Annotated in this window: 22 protein-coding genes; all 22 read left to right on the plus strand. The window is 45.9% G+C overall.

From position 1 onward, the window contains the following. The first annotated feature begins 29 nt into the window (after positions 1 to 29). Positions 30 to 230: a Fe-S cluster assembly protein IscX gene (gene iscX / locus L2096_RS05295; protein ID WP_004932909.1), complete on the plus strand. Its 201-nt coding sequence runs from the start codon at positions 30 to 32 to the stop codon at positions 228 to 230. Positions 231 to 338: 108 nt separating this feature from the next. Beyond that, complete coding sequence (gene ndk, locus L2096_RS05300) at positions 339 to 770, plus strand: nucleoside-diphosphate kinase (RefSeq protein ID WP_004932912.1); 432 nt, start codon at positions 339 to 341, stop codon at positions 768 to 770. A gap of 121 nt (positions 771 to 891) precedes the next feature. After that, a complete protein-coding gene (gene rlmN, locus L2096_RS05305; protein ID WP_004932914.1) occupies positions 892 to 2,136 on the plus strand; it encodes a dual-specificity RNA methyltransferase RlmN in 1,245 nt (414 codons plus the stop codon). A 59-nt stretch (positions 2,137 to 2,195) separates the two neighbouring features. Beyond that, complete coding sequence (pilW, locus tag L2096_RS05310) at positions 2,196 to 2,954, plus strand: type IV pilus biogenesis/stability protein PilW (protein ID WP_004932917.1); 759 nt, start codon at positions 2,196 to 2,198, stop codon at positions 2,952 to 2,954. Continuing rightward, complete coding sequence (locus L2096_RS05315; protein WP_004943670.1) at positions 2,945 to 3,727, plus strand: helix-turn-helix domain-containing protein; 783 nt, start codon at positions 2,945 to 2,947, stop codon at positions 3,725 to 3,727. Before pilW ends, L2096_RS05315 begins: the two co-directional genes overlap by 10 nt. A 25-nt stretch (positions 3,728 to 3,752) precedes the next feature. Next, positions 3,753 to 4,868 carry a flavodoxin-dependent (E)-4-hydroxy-3-methylbut-2-enyl-diphosphate synthase gene (gene ispG, locus L2096_RS05320; RefSeq protein WP_004932923.1) on the plus strand — a complete coding sequence of 372 codons (1,116 nt, stop codon included), beginning with the start codon at positions 3,753 to 3,755 and terminating at the stop codon, positions 4,866 to 4,868. Then, complete coding sequence (gene hisS, locus L2096_RS05325; protein WP_216197795.1) at positions 4,865 to 6,157, plus strand: histidine--tRNA ligase; 1,293 nt, start codon at positions 4,865 to 4,867, stop codon at positions 6,155 to 6,157. The genes ispG and hisS overlap by 4 nt, the downstream gene beginning before the upstream one ends. Before the next feature lie 31 nt (positions 6,158 to 6,188). Then, the gene (locus L2096_RS05330; RefSeq protein ID WP_004932928.1) at positions 6,189 to 6,890 is read left to right on the plus strand and encodes a YfgM family protein; all 702 of its coding nucleotides are present in this window, start codon (positions 6,189 to 6,191) and stop codon (positions 6,888 to 6,890) included. Further along, complete coding sequence (gene bamB / locus L2096_RS05335; protein ID WP_250364989.1) at positions 6,890 to 8,044, plus strand: outer membrane protein assembly factor BamB; 1,155 nt, start codon at positions 6,890 to 6,892, stop codon at positions 8,042 to 8,044. Before L2096_RS05330 ends, bamB begins: the two co-directional genes overlap by 1 nt. 186 nt (positions 8,045 to 8,230) lie before the next feature. Continuing rightward, complete coding sequence (der, locus tag L2096_RS05340; RefSeq protein WP_025095396.1) at positions 8,231 to 9,640, plus strand: ribosome biogenesis GTPase Der; 1,410 nt, start codon at positions 8,231 to 8,233, stop codon at positions 9,638 to 9,640. Between the two features lie 160 nt (positions 9,641 to 9,800). After that, complete coding sequence (locus tag L2096_RS05345; RefSeq protein ID WP_025095397.1) at positions 9,801 to 10,415, plus strand: beta-ketoacyl synthase chain length factor; 615 nt, start codon at positions 9,801 to 9,803, stop codon at positions 10,413 to 10,415. Beyond that, positions 10,388 to 10,708, plus strand: a complete 321-nt coding sequence (locus L2096_RS05350; RefSeq protein WP_004943660.1) for a hypothetical protein — start codon at positions 10,388 to 10,390, stop codon at positions 10,706 to 10,708. The genes L2096_RS05345 and L2096_RS05350 overlap by 28 nt, the downstream gene beginning before the upstream one ends. Positions 10,709 to 10,775: 67 nt before the next feature. Further along, entirely contained in the window at positions 10,776 to 11,036 is a 261-nt protein-coding gene (locus tag L2096_RS05355; RefSeq protein ID WP_004932939.1) for a phosphopantetheine-binding protein, read from the plus strand. Positions 11,037 to 11,153: 117 nt separating this feature from the next. After that, entirely contained in the window at positions 11,154 to 11,708 is a 555-nt protein-coding gene (locus tag L2096_RS05360) for a COG4648 family protein (protein ID WP_250364990.1), read from the plus strand. Next, on the plus strand, positions 11,701 to 13,371 hold the full coding sequence (locus tag L2096_RS05365) for an ApeI family dehydratase (RefSeq protein ID WP_250364991.1): 1,671 nt from the start codon (positions 11,701 to 11,703) through the stop codon (positions 13,369 to 13,371). Before L2096_RS05360 ends, L2096_RS05365 begins: the two co-directional genes overlap by 8 nt. 1 nt (position 13,372) lies before the next feature. Further along, positions 13,373 to 14,110, plus strand: a complete 738-nt coding sequence (locus L2096_RS05370; RefSeq protein WP_004932947.1) for a glycosyltransferase family 2 protein — start codon at positions 13,373 to 13,375, stop codon at positions 14,108 to 14,110. Positions 14,111 to 14,112: 2 nt separating this feature from the next. Further along, positions 14,113 to 15,036 (plus strand): lysophospholipid acyltransferase family protein, encoded by a 924-nt coding sequence (locus tag L2096_RS05375; protein WP_250364992.1) that lies wholly within the window; start codon positions 14,113 to 14,115, stop codon positions 15,034 to 15,036. Positions 15,037 to 15,061: 25 nt separating this feature from the next. Beyond that, entirely contained in the window at positions 15,062 to 16,609 is a 1,548-nt protein-coding gene (locus L2096_RS05380) for an HAL/PAL/TAL family ammonia-lyase (protein WP_250365029.1), read from the plus strand. Beyond that, complete coding sequence (locus L2096_RS05385) at positions 16,599 to 17,027, plus strand: acyl-CoA thioesterase (RefSeq protein ID WP_055414434.1); 429 nt, start codon at positions 16,599 to 16,601, stop codon at positions 17,025 to 17,027. The genes L2096_RS05380 and L2096_RS05385 overlap by 11 nt, the downstream gene beginning before the upstream one ends. Positions 17,028 to 17,077: 50 nt before the next feature. Then, positions 17,078 to 17,695 (plus strand): LolA family protein, encoded by a 618-nt coding sequence (locus tag L2096_RS05390; protein WP_370685087.1) that lies wholly within the window; start codon positions 17,078 to 17,080, stop codon positions 17,693 to 17,695. Next, positions 17,670 to 19,994: an MMPL family transporter gene (locus L2096_RS05395; protein WP_171494865.1), complete on the plus strand. Its 2,325-nt coding sequence runs from the start codon at positions 17,670 to 17,672 to the stop codon at positions 19,992 to 19,994. Before L2096_RS05390 ends, L2096_RS05395 begins: the two co-directional genes overlap by 26 nt. 21 nt (positions 19,995 to 20,015) lie before the next feature. Continuing rightward, positions 20,016 to 21,308 (plus strand): NAD(P)/FAD-dependent oxidoreductase, encoded by a 1,293-nt coding sequence (locus L2096_RS05400; protein WP_250364993.1) that lies wholly within the window; start codon positions 20,016 to 20,018, stop codon positions 21,306 to 21,308. Position 21,309: the final 1 nt, after the last annotated feature.

The raw sequence follows: 21,309 nt of genomic DNA on the forward strand, positions 1-21,309 counted from the left end.
ACTTCATCTTAAACAGACAGGAACCTCGAATGGGCCTACGTTGGACAGACACCATTGATATTGCCATTGAGCTTTCAGAAGCACATCCAGAGGTCGATCCGCAATGGATTCGTTTTACCGACCTACACGCATGGGTGTGCGCCTTACCCGATTTTAATGATGATCCGCAAAAATCGACAGAAGGACTGTTAGAGGCCATCCAAATGGCCTGGATTGACGAAGTTCGATAAAAATCACAGAAAAAACCAAACTTTTACCGATTCGAAGCTGATTATTGGCCCGGACATCGGTATAATGCGGCAAATTTTTTTCACGTTTAAAGCGTATAGGAGCCACTCATGGCAATTGAACGTACTCTGTCTATTATCAAGCCAGATGCTGTAGGTAAAAATCACATTGGTGAAATCATCGCTCGTTTCGAAAAAGCAGGTTTGAAGCCAGTTGCTGTTAAATACAAGCACTTGACTCAAGCTGAAGCTGAAGGCTTCTACGCTGAGCACAAAGAACGCGGTTTCTTTGCTGACCTCGTTGCGTTCATGACTTCTGGTCCAGTGGTTGTTTCTGCGCTTGAAGGCGAAAACGCTGTACTTGCTCACCGTGAAATCTTGGGTGCAACTAACCCGAAAGAAGCGGCTCCTGGTACAATTCGTGCAGACTTTGCAACAAGCATTGACGAAAATGCTGCGCACGGTTCTGACTCAGTTGCATCTGCTGAGCGCGAAATTGCGTACTTCTTTGCTGCGGACGAAATCTTCCCGCGCACTCGCTAATTAAAAGCAATTAAACCAGATAAGTGGTATCATACTTATCTGGTTTTTTTATTCTCTCATGAAGTGATTGTTTTATTTTTAAACAATCGAATTTCATCTCTATTTTGGTTTAGGTAATCTCATGACATCTGCAGTAGGCGTTTCAGTGCCAAATACAGACGCACCGCATTCTTCATCTACATCTCAAATGGCTGTGGACAAAGACGTCGTGAAGCCGAAATTAAATCTTTTAGGGATGTCGCGTAAAGAACTCGAACAATTTTTTGAACAGATTGGCGAAAAGAAATTTCGTGCCGGTCAGATCATGAAATGGATTCATCAGTATTTTGTTACCGATTTTGCCGAAATGACCAATATTTCGGGCAAACTGCGCGCCAAACTTGAGCAAGTGTGTGAAGTCAAAGCGCCGCATGTGGTGCATCGTCATTATTCTAAAGACGGCACGCGTAAGTGGGTGTTTCGTGTGGGGGATGGTGAAGGCTCACTGGTCGAAACCGTTCTGATTCCAGCAGAAGATAAAACCGGTTCACGTAAAACCCTATGTATCTCTTCACAAGTGGGCTGTGCATTGGATTGCTCGTTTTGTTCGACGGGTAAACAAGGCTTTCAGCGTGATTTAACGCCTGATGAAATTATTGGTCAGCTTTGGGTGGCCAATCAGTCTTATGTTGAAGATGTACCCGTCGCAGAACGTACCCGTTCGGTGACCAATGTGGTGATGATGGGCATGGGCGAGCCGTTATTGAACTTCAAGCCTGTGGTTCATTCGATGTCGATCATGTTAGATGACTTTGCCTACGGTATGTCGAAGCGTCGTGTGACTTTGTCGACGTCGGGTGTCGTTCCAATGATCGATAAGTTGGCTGAAGAGTTGGATGTCGCCCTCGCGATTTCTTTACATGCGCCAAATAACGAACTGCGTGATGAGTTGGTGCCGATCAACAAAAAATATCCGCTTGAACAGCTTATTCCGGCAGCACAGCGTTATATTTCCAAAGATGGCAATGAAAGTGCACGTAAGCACGTGACCATCGAATATGTGATGCTCGATGGCGTAAACGATCATCCTGAACATGCACAGCAGATGATTAAACTGCTGAAAAATTTACCAAGTAAAATTAATTTAATTCCGTTTAATCCGTTTCCGCACGCGCCGTATGGTCGCTCAAGCCGTAATCGTATCATGGCGTTTCAAAAAGCTTTGTCTGATGCTGGTTTTGTGTGTACGATTCGACAGACACGTGGTGATGACATTGATGCGGCATGTGGCCAGTTAGTCGGGCAGGTAGCTGACCGTACACGTCGCGCCGAACAATGGAAAAAGAAAGTTGCGCAGCGACAAGAGATTATGCGCTCACAAGGATAAGCATTGGGAGTGGTAAGTTGAGTAAGGCCTATACAATTAGAAAGTCATTCGCTGCCACTATGCTGGCGGCGCTTCTTTTATCTGGATGCCAAACGACTTCAATAAAAAAAGATCCGCAAAAAGGCGCGAAAGTCCGGACTCAACTTGCAGCCGAATATATCAAAACAGGTGATCTTGATGCTGCCAAGCGTGCGCTAGATCATGCACTCAAAGTCGAACCGAGAGACAGCAATGCCAACATGATGATGGGGGTGTTGTTGCAGCAAGAGGGCAGTCGCCCAAATCTTGAAAAAGCCGATGAATATTTTGCACGTGCTGTAGCGCTGGATCCGGAGAATGCTCAAGCCAGAAACAACTATGGCGCTTATTTGTATCAGATGAAACGTTATCATGATGCAATTCAACAATTGACACGCGCCGGTAGTACATTAGGATATGACCAGCGCTATCTGGCATTGGAAAATTTAGGTCGGATTTATTTGCATCTGGGGGGTGTTTCGAATGCTGAAAAAATGTTCAAACAGGCACTTCAGGCAAACCGTGATTCAACTGTTTCAATGTTAGAGTTAGCAGAAATTTATTATTTGCAACACAAAATTCCTGCCTCGACAGAGATGTATGAACAATATGTTCGAACTGTTGGGCAGAAAAATCAGAGTGCTCGTGCACTTTGGGTGGGAATTCGCGTCGCGAGAGCGAATGCCGACCGGACTGGGGTGCAAGTATTGGTAAATCAGCTTCGTATTTTTTACCCAGATAGTCCAGAATATCAACGTTATATGCAATTACAGTACAGTACTGAGGCCGTATGGAAATAAATCCTAATTCACAGCAGCCAACTGGCTCAAGTTTACCCACTTCTGCATTAGGAAATGTACAACGTCCCGGTGAGTATTTACGTCAAATCCGTATTGCGAAAAAGCTGGAGCTCGAGCACGTTGCGGACGCGCTGAAAATGCCGGTAAAAACCTTAACGGCACTTGAAAGCGATGATTATAAAGTGTTGCCAGAAGCCACGTTTATCAAAGGTTATTATCGTTCGTATGCAAAGTATTTAAATGCGGATGCATCGATCATTATTCAACGTTTTGATGAAATCTATGCCAATGATACGGGCTTATTGCCGAATCATGCGCTGACCAACTCGCCGATTAAGATCATGGGTAAATTGCCGGGTTCAAACAGCGAGCGTAATCGTAAATGGTTAAAACGTAGTGTGCTGATTGTATTGGTTCTGGTTATTCTTGGACTGATTTTTACCGCCATTCAAAACTGGTCAAGCAAAAAAAATGATGCCACTGCGCCTGCGGCATCGAACGTTGAAATTTTACCGATGGGAAATGCTTCGGCAGCATCGGGCGACCAATTGGTCTTGAACTTTACCCGTCCGACCTCTATTCATATTGTAGATTCAACCGGTAAGGTGCTTGCAACAGGTCGTCAGGCATCCACACTGGAGTTGTCGGGCCAGTCACCTTTTCAGATTCGACTTGATGATGCGTCTGCTGTGTCGTTGAGTTTAAATCAAGAGCAAATTTCATTGTCGCCTTATACCGTAAACGGCAAAGCAGAATTCCGTTTATCGCGTTAAGACAGAGAAAGTAGAGCACCCAACGATGATCGAAAATCCTATAAAACGCCGTCCGACCCGTAAAATTCGTGTTGGCTCTGTCTATGTCGGTGGCGATGCGCCTATCAGTATTCAAAGCATGACCAACACAGAAACCTGTGATGTCGATGCAACTGTTGCACAAATTCAACGATGTGCAGATGCGGGTGTTGATATTATGCGTGTCTCTGTGCCTTCTATGGAGGCTGCTGAAGCGTTTGGTCAAATCCGTAAACGTGTTTCAGTGCCATTAGTGGCGGATATTCATTTTGATCACAAAATTGCCTTGGCTGTGGCTGATTACGGAGCAGACTGCTTGCGTATCAACCCAGGCAATATCGGCTCTGATCAAAAAGTGCGTGAAGTGGTGGCCGCGGCTCGTCATCATGATATTTCGATCCGTATTGGTGTCAATGCTGGCTCGCTAGAAAAAGATTTGCAAAAAAAGTATGGCGAACCGACAGGTGCAGCCTTGCTTGAATCGGCCATGCGTCATATCGATATTTTAGATCGTTTGAACTTTCATGAGTTTAAAGTCAGTGTGAAAGCATCGAATGTATTTTTAACCATGGATGCTTATCGCTTGCTTTCGCAGCAGATTGATAATCCACTGCATTTGGGTGTAACCGAAGCTGGGATTTACCGCACAGGCACGGTCAAATCTGCGATTGCACTCGGTGGCTTGCTGATGGAAGGCATTGGCGATACTATGCGTATCTCCTTGGCAGCTGAGCCAGAAGATGAAGTTAAAATCGGCTTTGATATTCTCAAATCACTTGGTTTGCGTTCAAACGGGATTAACTTTATTGCGTGTCCAAGCTGTTCTCGTCAAGAGTTTGATGTGATCAAGGTCATGCAATCGCTTGAAGAGCGCTTAGAAGATGTTCGTACCCCAATGGATCTGTCGGTGATTGGGTGTAAGGTAAATGGTCCGGGTGAGGCGAAGGAAGCTGATATCGGTGTTGTGGGTGCTTCTCCTCGTTCATTGGTCTATCGTAACGGTGAAAAAAGTCACCTGATCGATACGGACCAGTTGGTTGATGAAATCGAATCAATGGTTCGTCAGCGTGTGAAAGAGATCGAAGAAGCTAAATCTAAAGAAATTATTCGTAGTTCATCATGAGTTCAATTGTCGCAATTAAAGGTTTTAATGACGTTCTTCCTGCTCAAACGCCAGCATGGAGACGTCTTGAACAGCATCTCGCTTCTTTGATGGATGCATACGGTTACCAACAGATTCGCTTGCCGATTGTTGAACAAACAGGCTTATTCAAGCGTGCAATTGGTGATGCAACGGATATTGTCGAAAAGGAAATGTACACCTTTCTCGACAAAGGAACACCACCAGAATCTTTAACACTGCGTCCTGAAGGTACTGCAGGTTGTGTACGTGCCATGCTCGAACACAACTTACTGCGTGGCGCCACTCCGCGTGTTTGGTATGTTGGACCTATGTTTCGCTACGAAAAACCACAGAAGGGACGTTATCGTCAATTTCATCAGTTTGGTGTAGAAACCTTTGGGGTGGCAACGCCAGACATCGATGCCGAACTGATCATGATGACGGCACGTTTGTGGAAACGCATGGGTGTATCCGATAAAGTTCAACTTGAGCTCAATACCTTGGGTGAAATGGATGAGCGTGCTGAATATCGAGCTGCATTGGTCGATTTTTTAAATCAGCACAAAGATGCACTTGATGAAGATTCTCAGCGTCGTTTGGGCACCAATCCACTACGTATTTTAGATTCGAAAATTGAATCAACTCAAAAGATTTTGGAAAATGCACCGAAATTACATGATTTTCTTAAAGAAGAAAGTCTGGCTCATTTCCAGCAATTGCAAGATTATCTGACTCAGGCGGGCGTATCGTTTGGCATTAACCAAAAACTGGTTCGTGGTCTCGATTACTACAACAAAACGGTATTTGAATGGACCACAACGTTGTTGGGTTCGCAAGGGACGGTATGTGCAGGCGGTCGTTATGATGGTCTGGTGGGGCAACTCAAAGGTAAGGCGGATCAATCTGTACCTGCGGTAGGTTTTGCCATGGGCATGGAGCGACTTTTACTCTTGCTTGAGCAAGTTGAACAGGTTCAAGCCGTGCGTGATTGTGATGTCTTTTTAGTGGCCGAACCGGCCTATCAAGGCAAGGCACTGGTGCTGGCAGAACAGGTGCGTGATCAGCTCGAGCAGCTCAACCATCCGCTTCGAATTAAAACCGGTTCTCAGGGCAGTATGAAGAGTCAAATGAAAAAAGCCGACCAATCTGGTGCGCGCTTTGCTGTGATTCTTGGAGAACGAGAGTGGACTGCACAGGAGCTTGCGATTAAAGAGTTGGCAACTGCAGAACAGTCTCAGGTTGCGCTCTCGGCGCTTGTACCATTTTTAATTGAAAAAATTGCAAATTAAGCTGAAGATTTGAAGGATAAAGGACACACGCATGAGCGCATTAAGTGAAGAAGAACAACTCGATAACTTGAAGTCGTTCAGTAAAAAATATGGTTCAGCTCTTATTATCGGGATCCTTATTGCGCTCATTGCCTTTTTGGGTTGGCAGTATTGGCAAAAGAAAACCTTGGCTGAAAACCAGACTCGTACCGCAAAAGTTCAGCAACTGATGGATCAGGCGCAAGCGGCTGAATCGAATCCAGATGCACTCAATAATCTTTATGCAGCAGCAGACAAGATTGTCAAAGATGCACCAGATTCAATTCAAGCGATTCAAGTTGAATTCATGTTGGCTAAAATTGCCTACGACAAAGGTGATTATGCAGGCGCTGAAAAATCGCTGAAAAAAATCGAGACTACAAAAATAAATGATGAAGGGCTTGTGCAACTCATCAAATTACGTTTATCTAATGCGCAACTTGCGCAAAAGAAGTATGATGAGGCGTTAAAAACGCTATCATCTGTTACCGATCCAGCATTCAAAGCCACAGCTGAAGAAGCTCGCGGCGATGTCTACGTTGCAAAAAATGATATCGCTTCTGCTCGCAAGGCGTATCAAAGTGCATGGGATGTTTTGCTAGAACGTAAACAAGAGCGTCAAATTTTACAAATTAAACTCGAAAGTGTAGGCGTTTTAGTAGATGATCCTGAGATCGAGCGCCCGATTCTAGACACACAGGTGGATGAGTCTTAATGGATATAAAGTATAAATTTCCGTTTGCATTAATGATTGTATCAGCCGCCTTAGTCGGTTGTTCAACCAACAAGTTAAAAAAGGAAGAGGCCAAGCCGAATCCTTTGCCTAAACTTGCACAGACGCAAACGCAAGCGCTCGTACCTGTTTATTCTCAACGTGTGTCATCAATGCCTAAGGCAGATCCTTTGCGTCTTCAGCTTGATAATGTCAATGGAGTCATTTTTGTACCAGATCCGAAAGGTAAAGTTTCGGCATATCGTGGTAAAGATCGCCTCTGGACTACACGTGTGACCAAGCATCGTCTGACTGCGGGTACGGTCGCAGGTGAAGGTATTGTCGTGGTCGGGACTGCAAAAGGTGAACTTTTCGCGCTTGATCAGCAAACGGGTGAGCAAAAGTGGAAAGTACAGCTTAGTGGTGCTGTGCTTAGTCCGTCTCTGATTTATCAAGGACGCGTCACCACCATCGCCAATGACGGTACAGTGTTTGCACACGATGCTGCCACAGGTCAGCAGGTCTGGACCTACAAAATGCCAAGCATTCAATTTAGTTTGCGCGGCCAGCCATCACCTGTCATGCTCGACGACCGTACAGTTGTTGCAGCCAGTGCCAACGGCTATGTTTATGGTATTGACGTCATCAGCGGTATTCCACGTTTTCAGCGCCGCGTTGCTGTAAGTGAAGGACGTTCTGACGTACAGCGCCTGATCGACATCGATGGTGATCCGGTCGTTTCTGGCCAATATTTGGTGACGGTGAGTTATCAAGGTCAAGTGACAGTTACTGACCTCACTAATTTGAGTGTGGTATGGAATCAGGATTCAAGCAGTAACAAGCGTCCGGCTGTCTATGACAACAAAGTGTTTATTTCGCAAAGCGACGGTAAACTTAGTGCCTTTGATTTAGGTACAGGTTCGAAGCTCTGGGAAAGTGATGTACTGCTCAATCGTCAGTTAAGTAATCCTGTTATGCTCGGAAAAGACTTGGTGGTGGGTGATCTAGATGGCGTGATTCATTTGATCAATCCAAATTCTGGTCAGCTCATCGGGCGTGCCAAAACACGTGGAGAAGTCAGTTCGCTGCGTGTAGTAGACGGTCATTTATATACCTCTACCGCAAAAGGTGCCTTAACCATCTGGGAAGTACGTTAATTTTTCCTCAGCTTGTGTTAAACTAGCCGCTCGGCGAAACGCTTATCAAATTCATCGGGGTATTTTGAATACTAAACCATTCAAAACCCCGTATTTTTATTTGGGCCTCTGGCCTTTTGTCTTCCTTATTTATCGTTTCTGATGCAGATGCCATGAGAGATGGCAGATCTTGAAAAAGGTTACTCTATGAAACCCGTTATTGCGCTCATTGGTCGTCCGAATGTCGGAAAATCAACATTGTTTAACCAGATTACCAAGAGTCGTGATGCACTCGTGGCTGATTTTGCAGGGCTTACCCGTGACCGTAAATATGGTGATGCGGTTTACCAAAATAAATCATTTATTGTTGTCGATACCGGTGGTATTGGTGAGGGTGAGGCGGGCATTGATGCCTACATGGCTGAACAATCCAAAACAGCCATTCATGAAGCAGACATCATCATTTTTGTGGTCGATGCCCGTGCAGGTCTGTTGGCATCGGATGAGCAAATCGCACGTGAAATCCGTAGCTTAGGTAAAAAAGTCTACCTTGTAGCCAACAAAGTAGACGGAGTACATGCAGAAGCCGCTGTGGTTGAGTTTTACAAACTTGGCTTTGGTGAGCCGTTACATGTGGCGGCCAGCCATGGTCGTGGCGTGGCACAAATGCTTGAAGATGTGCTAGTAGATGTGCCTGAAGATGAAAATCCTGAAGAACACGACAAAGCCACAGGCTTGCGTTTGGCGATTATTGGTCGCCCGAATGTGGGTAAATCGACCTTGGTCAATCGCCTGTTAGGTGAAGAGCGTGTAGTGGCATTTGACCAGCCAGGCACAACGCGTGACTCGATTTATATTCCATTTGAGCGTGATGGACGTCAATATACGCTGATCGACACTGCGGGTGTGCGTCGTAAGGGTAAAGTCGATGAAATGATTGAGAAATTCTCGGTCGTTAAGACGCTACAAGCCATGAAAGATGCGCATGTGGTTGTGGTGGTGGTCGATGCGCGTGAAGGCATTGTCGAGCAAGACTTACACTTGATCGGTTATGCGCTTGAAGCTGGCCGTGCCATGGTGATTGCCATTAATAAATGGGATAACATGACCGAATATGACCGCAAGCAATGTAAGCTTGATGTCGAGCGCCGTTTTGACTTTATTCCATGGGCAAAAATTCACTTGATCTCTGCTTTACATGGCACAGGTGTTGGTGAGCTGTATCCATCGATTCACCGTGCTTACGAGTCGGCAAATCTGAAAGTTTCACCAGCCAAACTGACCCAGATTTTGAATGATGCCACCGAAGCGCATCAACCTCCAATGGTGAGCGGTCGTCGTATCAAGATGCGTTATGCGCATATGGGCGGACAAAATCCACCAACGATTGTGATTCACGGAAACAAGGTTGATAAAACACCAGCGGATTATCGCCGTTACCTCGAAAATGTATTCCGTAAAGTATACAAGCTTGAGGGTACACCTGTTCGCATCGACTTTAAAACCTCTGAAAACCCATTTGAAGGGCGTAAATCGCAAGTCGATGAACGTGTGGCTGCTCGTCGTCGTCGTTATGTACAGAAGTTCAAGAAAGCCGAGAAGAAATTTAAGCGTTAATTGCTCAATCGAGAAACCCCGAACATGTTCGGGGTTTTTTATTGCGTGTTTGTGTGGATGCATCCTCATGCATCGCCTTTAGCGTTTGTTTTTACTGAATCGACTAATGCTATAATTCGTGCGGTTTCAACACAATAATGAAAATAGGCTGAAATTTTACATGCTCAAACTTCATCTTTCTTCTTTACGACATTGTTATGCTGGTGAGGGGCTAAGTGCTTTAGAATCTGTACCCGCCATGCAGCGTCGGAGACTTTCGGCATTGGCCAAGCTGGCCTTAAATGTGGCCATCGAGACCGTGAATGAGCAAGCAGTCGACTATATTGTCTGGGCTTCATGTTATGGCGATGAAACCAAAACCTATGGCATCTTAAAAGATGTTTTGACCGACCAGACCCCATCACCTACGCAGTTTTCAACATCGGTTCATAATGCCATTGGCGGCCTATATTCGATTTTATGTCAAGATGACACTATTTCGACGAGCTTAAGTTGCTCATGGTCGAAAGCCATGATTGAAGCCTACGCCATTTTAAAAACACAACCACAGGTAAAACGCGTCATGGTGGTGTTTTACGAAGAGCCATTGCCAGAGATTTACGATGATAAAGTGACATTTGACGCTTTTGCTATGTCGGCAGTGGTCAGCTTGGAGGCGCCAAATTTATCGCTTGAAGGATTAATCTCTTCGCAGGAAATAGAAGCACTTGGCTTTTATGCGTTTTGGAATGCATCGGAACAACACGCATGGCGCGGCTGGCACAAGCTGAAGTAGTAGCATTTATCTCGATGGTGCAGCGTGTTGGCCTGATTACATTTCTGATGCAAGATCTCATCAATTTATTCATGATTGTGTTCCACGTTTATCGCACAATATTCCCGAACGTTTCACGGATGATGGCAAATTGTGACGCATCAAAACTGCATCGCAGTACACGCGAATCGATAAATGCAGGCTATAATGGTGCGACGTGGGCCTGTCAATTTAACAAAAATGCAAGAAGGTCGCGTGATGGGTTGAACATTCTCGATCAACAAGACAGTTTTCAACTTTTTTCGCTGGTTTAAGTGTCACATTTAGATGTGTTTACGCTTTTAATCGGTATGGGTCAGATTTTTGATATGAGTGATTTACATGAGCAATCTTGCGAATGAATTAAAACAAATGATCATTGATGTATTGGCATTGGAAGATATTCAAGCCGCTGACATTGATGATACTGCACCGCTTTTTGGTGAAGGCTTGGGGCTCGATTCTATTGATGCCTTGGAGCTAGGTTTGGCCCTTAAAAAACGCTACAACATTCATTTGAATGCTGAATCGGATGAAACTAAACAGCATTTTCGTTCGATCCAGAGCTTGGTGGCTTTGGTTGAAAGTCAGCAAAAAGCCTGACGGATATGAGTGATACGCACGGGGTGACTGCATGATGGTGATAAACGCTCATGCTGGTGACATTGGCCGATATCGAAGTGGACTCATCCACAAATATGAAATAGGAATCGCCTATCCATGCAAAAATTAATGCAGGTGTTGATTGCCCTCATGTTTGTGGCCTATCCCTTTTTGGTCGGCTGGAGTCTGGCCCGAGGCAGCTTTATGGCAGTCAGTATTATGCTGATTGCGCTTGGTTTACTACGTTTACTGGTCAAAAGTAGCGCTTTTTTATGGCCTCTCAGTCTATTTACTGTGGTGTGTGGTGCCATGAGCGTCTTGTTTAATGACCATATGTGGCTAAAAGTCTATCCTGTATTGACCAGTCTGGGGACCTTTGCCATTTTTGCATCGACTTTGTGGCGCCCACCTTCCATGATTGAACGTTTTGCCCGAATCATGCAGCCTGACTTACCAGCCTCGGGCGTACAGTGGACGCGCCGAGTGACCTTTGTATGGTGTGGTTTTTTTATTCTCAATGCGGCCATTTCATGGTGGACCAGTGTGTATGCGTCCACCGAGATCTGGGTACTTTATAATGGTTTTATTTCCTATGTCCTCATGGGAATTTTATTAATTGGCGAATTTATTTTAAGAAAACGCCACCAGCGTTTGCAGCACAATAATGAATGATCTTTTAAGTCAGCGTATAGCGTCAACTTTGCCTCTGGCCTTTAACCGAGACTTACACCCCATATCATTTGCCGATTTCTGGCAGGATGTGGGTGAGCAAGCCGCCTGGATTGCCCAGCGGATCGAGCCTGTTTGGGCGCTCTGGGAACAAGACAGCTATGACTTTCTGGTGCTTTTCTTTGCCGCTTTGCAGGCTGGAAAGCATTTACGTTTGCCGCCACACAAAGTGGCGCAGCTTGAACAGAAATTTAAAGCTGAATCGATTTATTTTTTAAGTCGTCAGGAAGTTGACCGTACTCTTGCGCCGCTCGTATTGGATGTCAGTCCGAATTTTGCTGCTCGGGCTCAAATTGATTTTTATACCTCAGGTTCGACCGGAGAGCCAAAGCTCATTGCACGAACGCTCGAGCAATTGCTGCTTGAGGTAATCGGGCTTCATGCAACATTTGCAATTTCATCTACGGCCGTCAGCTTGGCAACAGTTAGCCATCAGCATATTTATGGCCTGCTGTTTAAAGTACTTTGGCCCTTGGTCGGTGGACGGAGTTTCTATGCGCCGCAATTGACATTTCCTGAAGAAATCCTTGCTGTTCAGAATGCTTTTGCTGCGCAGGGAATCGCGAATATATTGATTTCAAGCCCTGCATTGCTCAAGCGATGGCCTGCAGATCACACCTTGAGTCGTAACGAGATCGTCTTTTCATCGGGAGGCAAACTCGATGATGGTGTGCGTGCACAGGTCGATTTTACGATTACCGAAATTCTGGGGAGTTCTGAAACCGGTGGGATTGCCTTTCGGGATCAGGATTTGCACCCATGGCGGGCATTTGACGATGTTCAGATTCGTATCGATCAGCAACATTTAATGGTGCAAACCGCGCATGCGCATACCGATGACTGGATCATCACGGGTGATTTGGCTGTATGGGCAGATTCGGATCATTTGGGGCATGGCTTTCATTTGGGCGGACGTGCCGACCGATTGATTAAACTTGAAGAGAAACGTCTGAGTTTAGATGCCATTGAGCAGGCGATTGCCACATTATCATGGGTCAAGCAGTGCCATGCATTATTGATCGATCGTCAGCAGCGTCAGTTGCTGGCCTGTATTGTGGTGTTGCATGAAGAAGCACATCAACAGTTGAGCACCGAAGGCAAGCAGTACTGGGTGGCAAAAATTAAACAGGCATTGCAAGAAGCGCTGGAGCCTATTGCAATTCCACGTTTGTGGCGCTTTTTAACAGAGCTGCCACACAATACGCAGTCCAAGCTCGATCATCGGTATTTAAAGCGGCTTTTTGAGCCGATGCAGCAGCCTGTGATACTTCAGCGCCTATCATGCGATGAGGCTTGGCGTTATCGGCTGGAATTTGTGCCAGAACTGGAATGCTTTAAAGGGCATTTTCCGAATCAACCTGTTTATCCGGGCGTAGCCTTAATTGGCTGTGCCGAAGCCTTTGCTCGGGAGGTTTGGCCAGATTTGGTGTGGTGCAATGGTTATGAACAAGTGAAATTTCAGCAGGCAATTTTGCCATATTCTATTGTTGAGTTAACGCTGATACGTAAGGCCAACAAGATCAGCTATACATTTGCTCAAGCTCAAACCAGCATGGCCACTGGACGTTTAAGCTTTATCGAAACAGATTTGGGTCAGGATGTTTAACATGACGAATTATGGTTTTATTGTTCCGGTGTTTAATCATCCGCACCATTTGGATCAGCTCGTGGCCACGCTTGATCAATTCGATTTGCAGATCATTTTGATTAATGACGGCAGTGATGCCCATTGTACCCAAAAGATGCGTGAGCTGGATCAGAAATACATCAAGGTTCATCTGCTCGAACATCCATATAATCAGGGCAAAGGGCAGGCCGTCATCACAGGCCTGATCTATGCCGATCAGTTGGGCCTGACCCATGCCTTACAAATCGATTGCGATGGCCAACACCACTGGGATGATATTGAAAAATTTCTGACGGTCTCGCAGCAATATCCCGATCGCGTGATTATCGGGCAGCCTATATTTGATGACTCCATCCCGAAAGAACGTTTGTATGGACGTTATCTGACGCATATTTTGGTCTGGATTCAAAGTTTATCGTTTGAGATTAAAGACAGTATGTGTGGTTTTCGCGTTTATCCGCTGGCACCCACCCTTAAACTGATTCAAGCAAGCAAGTTCCAACCGCGTATGGGCTTCGATACCGAAATTTTAGTACGTCTCAAATGGGAAAATCTGCATTTTATTAATGTACCAACGCCAGTGATTTACCCTGATGATGGAATCTCGCACTATCATTTGTTGCGTGACAATATTGGGGTGACGCAGGCACATATTCGCTTGGTGGGCGGTATGCTCAAGCGCTTACCACGATTGTTGAAACAAAAAATTAAGGGCTAAATATGCAGCAGCCGACACAAGATTGGAGCAAAATCCGAGAGCGTGGCAGTTCAAGCCTGCTGATGGTCGTGCTGTATTTTTATCGCTTGGGCGGGCGCTGGCTCTGCCGCAAATTGATGCTTATCGTGATTGCATGGTACTGGCTATTTGCGGTGACTGCACGTCAGGCATCGCTGGCTTATTTAAGGCAATTACACCAGTTTGCTGGTACACGTTCGCCCTTTATTTCGGCGCCTTCATGGCTACACAGCTACCGTCATTTTATGAATTTCGGCGAATGTATTTTAGATAAAATGGAAGGCTGGCTGGGCGATGTTTCTGAACAAAAATTAAAGCTATTTGGCGATCAGCATTTTCGTGAAGCCTACCAAAAAGGTACCTTAATGGTGGTGTCTCACTTTGGTAATATCGAATTATTTCGGGCGATTAAAGCGGAACATCCGCAGAAAGTCACGATTTTGGTGTATCAAAAAAATGCCACTGAATTTAATCGCTTTTTAAAACGTCTCAATGATCAGGTCGATGTCAATCTAATTTCAGTCGATGAACTTGGACTTGAAACCGCCATTTTACTTGAAGAAAAACTCAAACAAGGGGAATGGGTGATTATTGCGGCAGATCGAACGCCTGTAGATTCTGATCGCGTTCAGCATCTTGCATTTTTAGGACGTGAAGCCACATGGCCACAAGGTGCCTGGATACTGGCCAGCTTACTCAAGGTGCCGGTTTTAGCCGTGTTTTGTTATCGACATCAGCAGCAGTTTGAAGTGCATGTGCATAAGATTGCTGATGTCGTCAATTTACCTCGAAAAGATCGTCTGCACGCCATGCAACAGGTCACAGGGCGCTATGTTGCATTATTAGAGCAGCATTGCCTACGCGCACCGTATCAATGGTTTAACTTTTATCATTTTTGGAACAAATAATTTGAAGATCGCAGCCAGCACACCCATTACCGTTGGACTACAGCCACTTCAGATTGAAGACGTGGTTCAGGTTGCACATGTGGGGGCCATGGTGGCCTTGCCGAACGATGCCGAGTGGCGCGGGCGTATCCAGCGTGGAGCAGACTTTCTGGATGAATTGCTGCAACGAGATGGTGTTATTTATGGTGTGACCACAGGTTATGGTGATTCTTGCTTGGTCAATGTGCCTGCACATCAGGTGCATGAGTTGCCGCTACATTTGTCACGCTTTCACGGCTGCGGACTAGGGCAAAATCTGGATCTGGTGAGTGCCCGTGCGGTGGTCTTGGTGCGCTTATGCTCATTGGCACGTGGCTTTTCGGGCGTATCACTAACGCTGCTTGAACGTCTCACATGGATGCTCAATGAAAATATTATTCCGGTTATTCCCTCGGAAGGCTCGGTAGGCGCAAGTGGTGATCTCACACCGCTGTCTTATATTGCTGCAACCCTGATTGGCGAACGTGAAGTCTATTATCAGGGTGAAATCGTGCCTGTGGCCGATGTGTATCGTGCAAAAGGCATACAGCCGTTGGTGTTACGCCCTAAAGAGGGGTTGGCACTAATGAACGGAACGGCGGTCATGACCGCGCTGGCCTGTCTGAATTATATGCGTGCAGCACAATTGAGTACGGCGGCGACCTTGGTTACTGCACTGAATGTGGTCGCACTCGACGGTAATCCTAGCCATTTTGATGAAGTTTTATTTGCTCAAAAACCGCATCCGGGTCAGCAAAAAATCGCGGCACAATTGCGTACGTGGCTTAACGAGGCGGCTCAAACAGCGGCGCAAAGTCCGCGTCTGCAAGATCGTTACTCGCTACGTTGTGCGCCTCATGTGATTGGTGTATTTGAAGATTCAAAAGTCTGGCTACGTCAGTTTATCGAAAATGAACTTAATTCAAGCAATGACAATCCGTTGATTGATCCCGATCAGTTACGGGTCTTGCACGGCGGTCATTTCTATGGCGGGCATATTGCACAGGCCATGGACAGCATGAAAATCATGGTGGCCAATCTGGCCGATTTGATGGATCGTCAGCTGGCGCAATTGGTCGATCATAAAATGAATCACGGCCTACCGCGTAATCTGACGGGTGCCACAGCAGAGCGTTTGCCGCTCAATCATGGCTTTAAAGCGGTTCAGATTGCCGTATCTGCTTGGACTGCAGAAGCCTTAAAACATACATTGTCGGCTTCAATTTTTTCTCGTTCTACCGAATGCCATAACCAAGATAAAGTCAGTATGGGCACCATTGCCGCCCGAGATGCAAGCCGTGTGATTGCATTAACCGAGCAGGTGATGGCAGCGCTGTGCTGTGCCAGTGTACAAGCACTGCATTTAAAAGGACGTTCGACTCAGATTAGCCCTGTATTGGGCTCATTTCGCGATTGGACCTTAGCCTCATTTGAATTACTCATTGAAGACCGACCATTGCAAACCGAACTGCAACAGATTGTTGATCGTTTCGCCAACTTTGAATTGTCCAATACATCTTGGATGCAGCAACAGGAGCAGCAATATGCAGGCTGAGGTTATCATTGAAGTGCCTTTTCACGATGTGGATGCCATGAATGTGGTCTGGCACGGCTATTATTTGAAATACTTCGAAATTGCGCGCTGTAAATTGTTGGATCAATTTGATTATAACTATCGGCAAATGCAAGCCTCGGGCTATCTCTGGCCAGTGATTGAAAGCCATGTCAAATATGTGCAAGGCATTCAGTTTCAGCAAAAAATTCGGGTTCGCGCCATTTTAAAAGAATGGGAGACTCGTTTGAAAATCGAGTATGTGATCTTCGACAATGAAACAGGTCAACGTCTAACCAAAGGCTACACGACACAAGTGGCAGTGGATATCCAGAGCAAAGCCATGTGTTTTCAGTCGCCCAAAATCTTGTTCGAGCGTTTGAATGCATGGGCCGACTTCCATCCTTCAAAGGAGTCATAAGCATGAGTACACAGCATTTTGGTCATGTGGCACATCGCTGGCACAGCGCCGTGATGGCGGTTTTGAGTGCATTGTTATTGGGTATCGTTCTTTTCAACAATGCGCATGCTGCATCGCCTGAGGTAAACCAGATCTTTAAACAACTGGCACAAACCTCGACAGTACGTGCTGATTTTGAGCAAAAAAAGAAGCTGGCGTCGTTAAATAAAACTTTTGTTTCAACAGGTCAGCTCGTATTTTCAAAAAACAGCGGTGTGCTGTGGCAGTTACAGCGTCCTGTACAAGCCGATATTGTGGTCACGCCGACTAAACTGATTCAAAAAACCAGTAAAAGCATGAGTCAGTTAGATGTGGCCAAATCACCTTATGGTTCTGTGGCGACATTGTTTTTACAATTGATGTCGGGTAATCCAGCAGTATTGGATCAGCACTTTAATGTGACGCAGGCCAAGATCAATCCACAAGGCTGGTCGATTCAAATGACGCCAAAAAGTACTTTATTTAAAAAGCTTTTTTCACAAGTAGATTTAAATGGTCAGCAATTTATTAACCAAATCGTGATTGTTGAAAAAGGCAATAACAGCACTGTTCTGAATTTTAGCCAACAACGCGCTCAACCTGCGACACTCACTGCTCATGAAAATGCACTTTTCCAATTGGCAAAATAAGCTCGGCTTGGTATGGCTCATGATCTTATTGGTCATTAGCCTAATCTTGGGCGTTGCATGGTTAAAAAAAGACATTCATATTCAAACCAACGTTTTTGCCCTACTGCCAAAACTCAGTCAAGATACCCAGTTAGAACGTACGCAACAGTATGTCGCGGGACAGCTCAACCAGACCGTATTTTTAGTGCTCGATGCCAAGACACCCGCGCAGATGCAGCAGGCCACGCAAAGTTTGCAGCAGTCATTGCGGCATAATCCGTTATTTACACCCTTAAAGCCTCAAGCCGACGTAGAGCAGATTGGTCGAGTGATGTACCAGCATCGTGATGGCCTGCTTAGCCCAGAGGATCAAGCCCTGCTACAAAAGCAGGACTATGCCGCACTGACCGAAAAAAGTTTGCTGCAATTGATGACGCCGGGTATGCCCGTGACAGCAGAAGGACTAACCCAAGATCCATTCATGCTGTTTAGTCGCTATCTGATGGCCAATGCACAGCACCTGCAAAGCAGCAATATTGAACTGGAAAATGGTTTTGCCACGCTGCATGAGCCGGGAAAAATCTCTCGCTTATTTACCTTGAATCTGAGCAAAAGCCCGTACAATATCGACTATCAAGAGCAAGTATCGGCATGGATCGATACGACTCGACAACAGTTGAATCGCATGCAGGTGACCAGTCACTGGACAGGTACGTTGCTGTTTGCCAATTATGGTACCCAGTCGGCCAAACAAGAAATTTCCACGATTGGCCTAGGCTCTACGCTGGGATTGGTGTTTCTGGTTTGGTTTGGTTTTCGTTCACTTCGCCCACTCCTTACCGAGTTTATTGCCGTCACTACAGGCAGTTTGGTGGCTTTTGCTGTCACTCACTGGATTTTTTCTGAAATACATCTGATGACCTTGGTATTCGGCGCAAGTTTGATCGGGGTATGTGTCGATTTTTCTTTTTACTTTATGGCGATGCAGTCACAACATCGCAAGCTCAATGGATTTGCCGTTTTAAAACCGCTATTGCCCAGCTTGTTTATGGGGCTTATGACCACTGTGGTGGCCTATCTGTTTTTAAGTATTACGCCATTTCCGGGCTTTCGCCAGATTGCCGTGTTTTCTATTGTGGGGCTGGTCTCGGCGTGGATCACCAGCATTTTGCTATTGCCTCGATTGCCTCCATTGCATGCCGAAGCAGCTATTCGACATTTGGCATGGGTGGGCAAAGTGCGTGTCTGGTTCTTGCAGCACACACGCGTGCGCTACCTGACGCTGCTTTCGATTGTTGTAATTGGTGGTGTCAGTCTGTTGTTTTTAAAACCTAATGATGACATTCGCAACTTGCAAAGCATGGATCAGGTGCTTAAGCAGGAAGATCACTATGTGCGTAGCCGCTTTACCGGACAGCAAGGCAGTGAATATTTTATTGTGCGCGGCGATACACCCGAGCATATGCAACAAAACGAACAGCGTTTGCTGGGGCAGCTTGCCCAGTTACAGGCAAAAGGGCAGTTGACTGGTGTGCAGGCACTCGGGCAATGGATTCCAACGGTAGCGCAGCAACAGCAACATATTGCAATGCTCAAAACAATCCCAGCAACTGAATTGGCACAATATGCAACAGCGCTGGGTTTGCCGCTGGAGACGTTGCAACGCTGGCAGCAACAGCTTGGAAAGACACCTGCGCTGACCTTAGACGCATTTAGCGAGCATCCACTGGCATTTTTGCAGGTGAGTCCGACCGAACGACTGGTCATGCTAAGTGGTATTCAGGACAGTAGTTCATTACGTGCGCTGGAAAATAATCAGATTATTTTGCAGCAGCCCGTACAAGAATTGTCAGATTTATTCCAACAACACCGCATACAGGCCCAGCACTTGCTGTTTTACGCATTGATCGCCTTGGCTGTTGGATTGGGTGCTATTTATGGGCCAAGGTCGGTTGTTCCGTTGGTGATGCCTGTATCGCTGGCCTTACTGACGACTTTTGCAATTCAGGCATGGCTTGGTGTCGAGATCAATCTGTTTAGTATTATGGCCACCTTTTTGATTGTTGGAATTGGTGTGGACTATGCCATTTTCTATCGTCACGGTCACGATCATCCACAGGTCGTGGGGATGGCATTATTCTTGTGTATGATGTCGACTTTGCTCGGTTTTGGTTTATTATCATTAAGCAATACCTATGCAATTCATTGTTTTGGTCTGACGGTTTTGTTTGGCGTCATTTTTTCCTTTGTATATGCGACGCTATTTACCAAAGCCGATGAAGCGCATCAGGTGATTTCACATTATCCGTCCAATAACTAAAATTTACAGGTCATGTGTCGTATGCAGCCATCTAGTTTAAAACACTCGAATGAATACACCGATGTGGTGATTATTGGTGCTGGCCCGGCGGGAAGCTCGGCCGCTGCATTGCTGCGCCAGCATGGCCTTAATGTGCTAGTGCTAGAGAAACAGCATTTCCCGCGCTTTTCCATAGGCGAATCTTTACTGCCGCAGTGTATGGTATTTTTAGAAGAAGCAGGGCTGCTGGAGACCATTCGAGCACATGTTGAACCCTGTGCTTTTCAGTTTAAGAATGGCGCCGCTTTTTTACGTGGAACCGAACGTAGTTTCTATGATTTCACCGATAAATTTAGTGATGGCCCAGGCACCACATGGCAAGTTCGCCGCAGCGACTTTGATCATCTTTTAGCGCAGCAAGCCCAACAATTGGGTGCTGATCTGCGCTTTGGACACGATGTGCTCAGCGTCGATGTCGACTCAAAAGAGCCGTGCGTGACCGTGCGCAGCGAAGATGGACAAAGCTATCAAATTCAGGCCAAATTTTTACTCGATGCCAGTGGTTTTGGTCGCGTGCTGCCAAAATTGCTTGATTTGGAGTCGCCGTCGAACTTTCCTGTTCGTCGGGCATTGTTTACCCATATTGAAGATGGCATAGGCGATAACCCTGCCTTTGATCGTCAAAAGATTTTAATTACAGTGCATGATAAAGACCGCCGTGCTTGGTACTGGCTAATTCCCTTTGCGGATGGCCGCAGCTCTTTTGGGGTGGTGGCCGAACATGACTTTTTTGAAACATACCTAAGCCATGATCCTGCGCAAGATCAACCTGAACCTTTATTGCGCCGCATTCTAGCCGATGACCAGAGTTTGTCGAAGGTTCTTGCGCAGGCGAAGTTCGATATGCCTGTAAATAGCCTGACCAGATATTCCGCCAATGTGAAACATTTGGCTCAGTCCAATTATGCACTGCTTGGCAATGCAGGCGAGTTTCTCGATCCGGTTTTTTCGTCGGGAGTCACCATTGCCATGAAATCATCGAGTTTGGCGGTGCCTTTGGTTGTGCGTCATTTACAAGGTGAGTGTATCGATTGGCTGAACGAGTATGAAAAACCGTTGCGTGAGGGGATCAGTGTATTTCGTGCCTATGTCGAGGCATGGTATTCAGGTGAATTTCAGGATGTCGTATTTTCTAGCAAAAAAAATCACGAGATTGAGCGCATGATTGCCTCATTATTGGCAGGTTACGCTTGGGACATGAAGAACCCAATGCATAAAAATGCCAAACGGCGTTTGAGTAACTTGGCTGAATATTGTCGTCAGGAGGCCGTATAAG

It is taken from the genome of Acinetobacter sp. ACZLY 512 (genome assembly GCF_023614015.1).
Taxonomy (GTDB): Bacteria; Pseudomonadota; Gammaproteobacteria; order Pseudomonadales; family Moraxellaceae; genus Acinetobacter; species Acinetobacter soli.

What these genes read in the sequence shown, in the direction of transcription:
- L2096_RS05400 (WP_250364993.1), top strand. Translation starts at nt 20,016, where the DNA reads ATGCAGCCATCTAGTTTAAAACACTCGAATGAATACACCGATGTGGTG.
- L2096_RS05315 (WP_004943670.1), top strand. Translation starts at nt 2,945, where the DNA reads ATGGAAATAAATCCTAATTCACAGCAGCCAACTGGCTCAAGTTTACCC.
- bamB (WP_250364989.1), top strand. Translation starts at nt 6,890, where the DNA reads ATGGATATAAAGTATAAATTTCCGTTTGCATTAATGATTGTATCAGCC.
- L2096_RS05360 (WP_250364990.1), top strand. Translation starts at nt 11,154, where the DNA reads ATGCAAAAATTAATGCAGGTGTTGATTGCCCTCATGTTTGTGGCCTAT.
- ispG (WP_004932923.1), top strand. Translation starts at nt 3,753, where the DNA reads ATGATCGAAAATCCTATAAAACGCCGTCCGACCCGTAAAATTCGTGTT.
- hisS (WP_216197795.1), top strand. Translation starts at nt 4,865, where the DNA reads ATGAGTTCAATTGTCGCAATTAAAGGTTTTAATGACGTTCTTCCTGCT.
- L2096_RS05330 (WP_004932928.1), top strand. Translation starts at nt 6,189, where the DNA reads ATGAGCGCATTAAGTGAAGAAGAACAACTCGATAACTTGAAGTCGTTC.
- rlmN (WP_004932914.1), top strand. Translation starts at nt 892, where the DNA reads ATGACATCTGCAGTAGGCGTTTCAGTGCCAAATACAGACGCACCGCAT.
- ndk (WP_004932912.1), top strand. Translation starts at nt 339, where the DNA reads ATGGCAATTGAACGTACTCTGTCTATTATCAAGCCAGATGCTGTAGGT.
- L2096_RS05375 (WP_250364992.1), top strand. Translation starts at nt 14,113, where the DNA reads ATGCAGCAGCCGACACAAGATTGGAGCAAAATCCGAGAGCGTGGCAGT.
- L2096_RS05365 (WP_250364991.1), top strand. Translation starts at nt 11,701, where the DNA reads ATGAATGATCTTTTAAGTCAGCGTATAGCGTCAACTTTGCCTCTGGCC.
- L2096_RS05355 (WP_004932939.1), top strand. Translation starts at nt 10,776, where the DNA reads ATGAGCAATCTTGCGAATGAATTAAAACAAATGATCATTGATGTATTG.
- L2096_RS05385 (WP_055414434.1), top strand. Translation starts at nt 16,599, where the DNA reads ATGCAGGCTGAGGTTATCATTGAAGTGCCTTTTCACGATGTGGATGCC.
- L2096_RS05350 (WP_004943660.1), top strand. Translation starts at nt 10,388, where the DNA reads ATGGCGCGGCTGGCACAAGCTGAAGTAGTAGCATTTATCTCGATGGTG.
- L2096_RS05395 (WP_171494865.1), top strand. Translation starts at nt 17,670, where the DNA reads ATGCACTTTTCCAATTGGCAAAATAAGCTCGGCTTGGTATGGCTCATG.
- L2096_RS05345 (WP_025095397.1), top strand. Translation starts at nt 9,801, where the DNA reads ATGCTCAAACTTCATCTTTCTTCTTTACGACATTGTTATGCTGGTGAG.
- iscX (WP_004932909.1), top strand. Translation starts at nt 30, where the DNA reads ATGGGCCTACGTTGGACAGACACCATTGATATTGCCATTGAGCTTTCA.
- pilW (WP_004932917.1), top strand. Translation starts at nt 2,196, where the DNA reads ATGCTGGCGGCGCTTCTTTTATCTGGATGCCAAACGACTTCAATAAAA.
- der (WP_025095396.1), top strand. Translation starts at nt 8,231, where the DNA reads ATGAAACCCGTTATTGCGCTCATTGGTCGTCCGAATGTCGGAAAATCA.
- L2096_RS05370 (WP_004932947.1), top strand. Translation starts at nt 13,373, where the DNA reads ATGACGAATTATGGTTTTATTGTTCCGGTGTTTAATCATCCGCACCAT.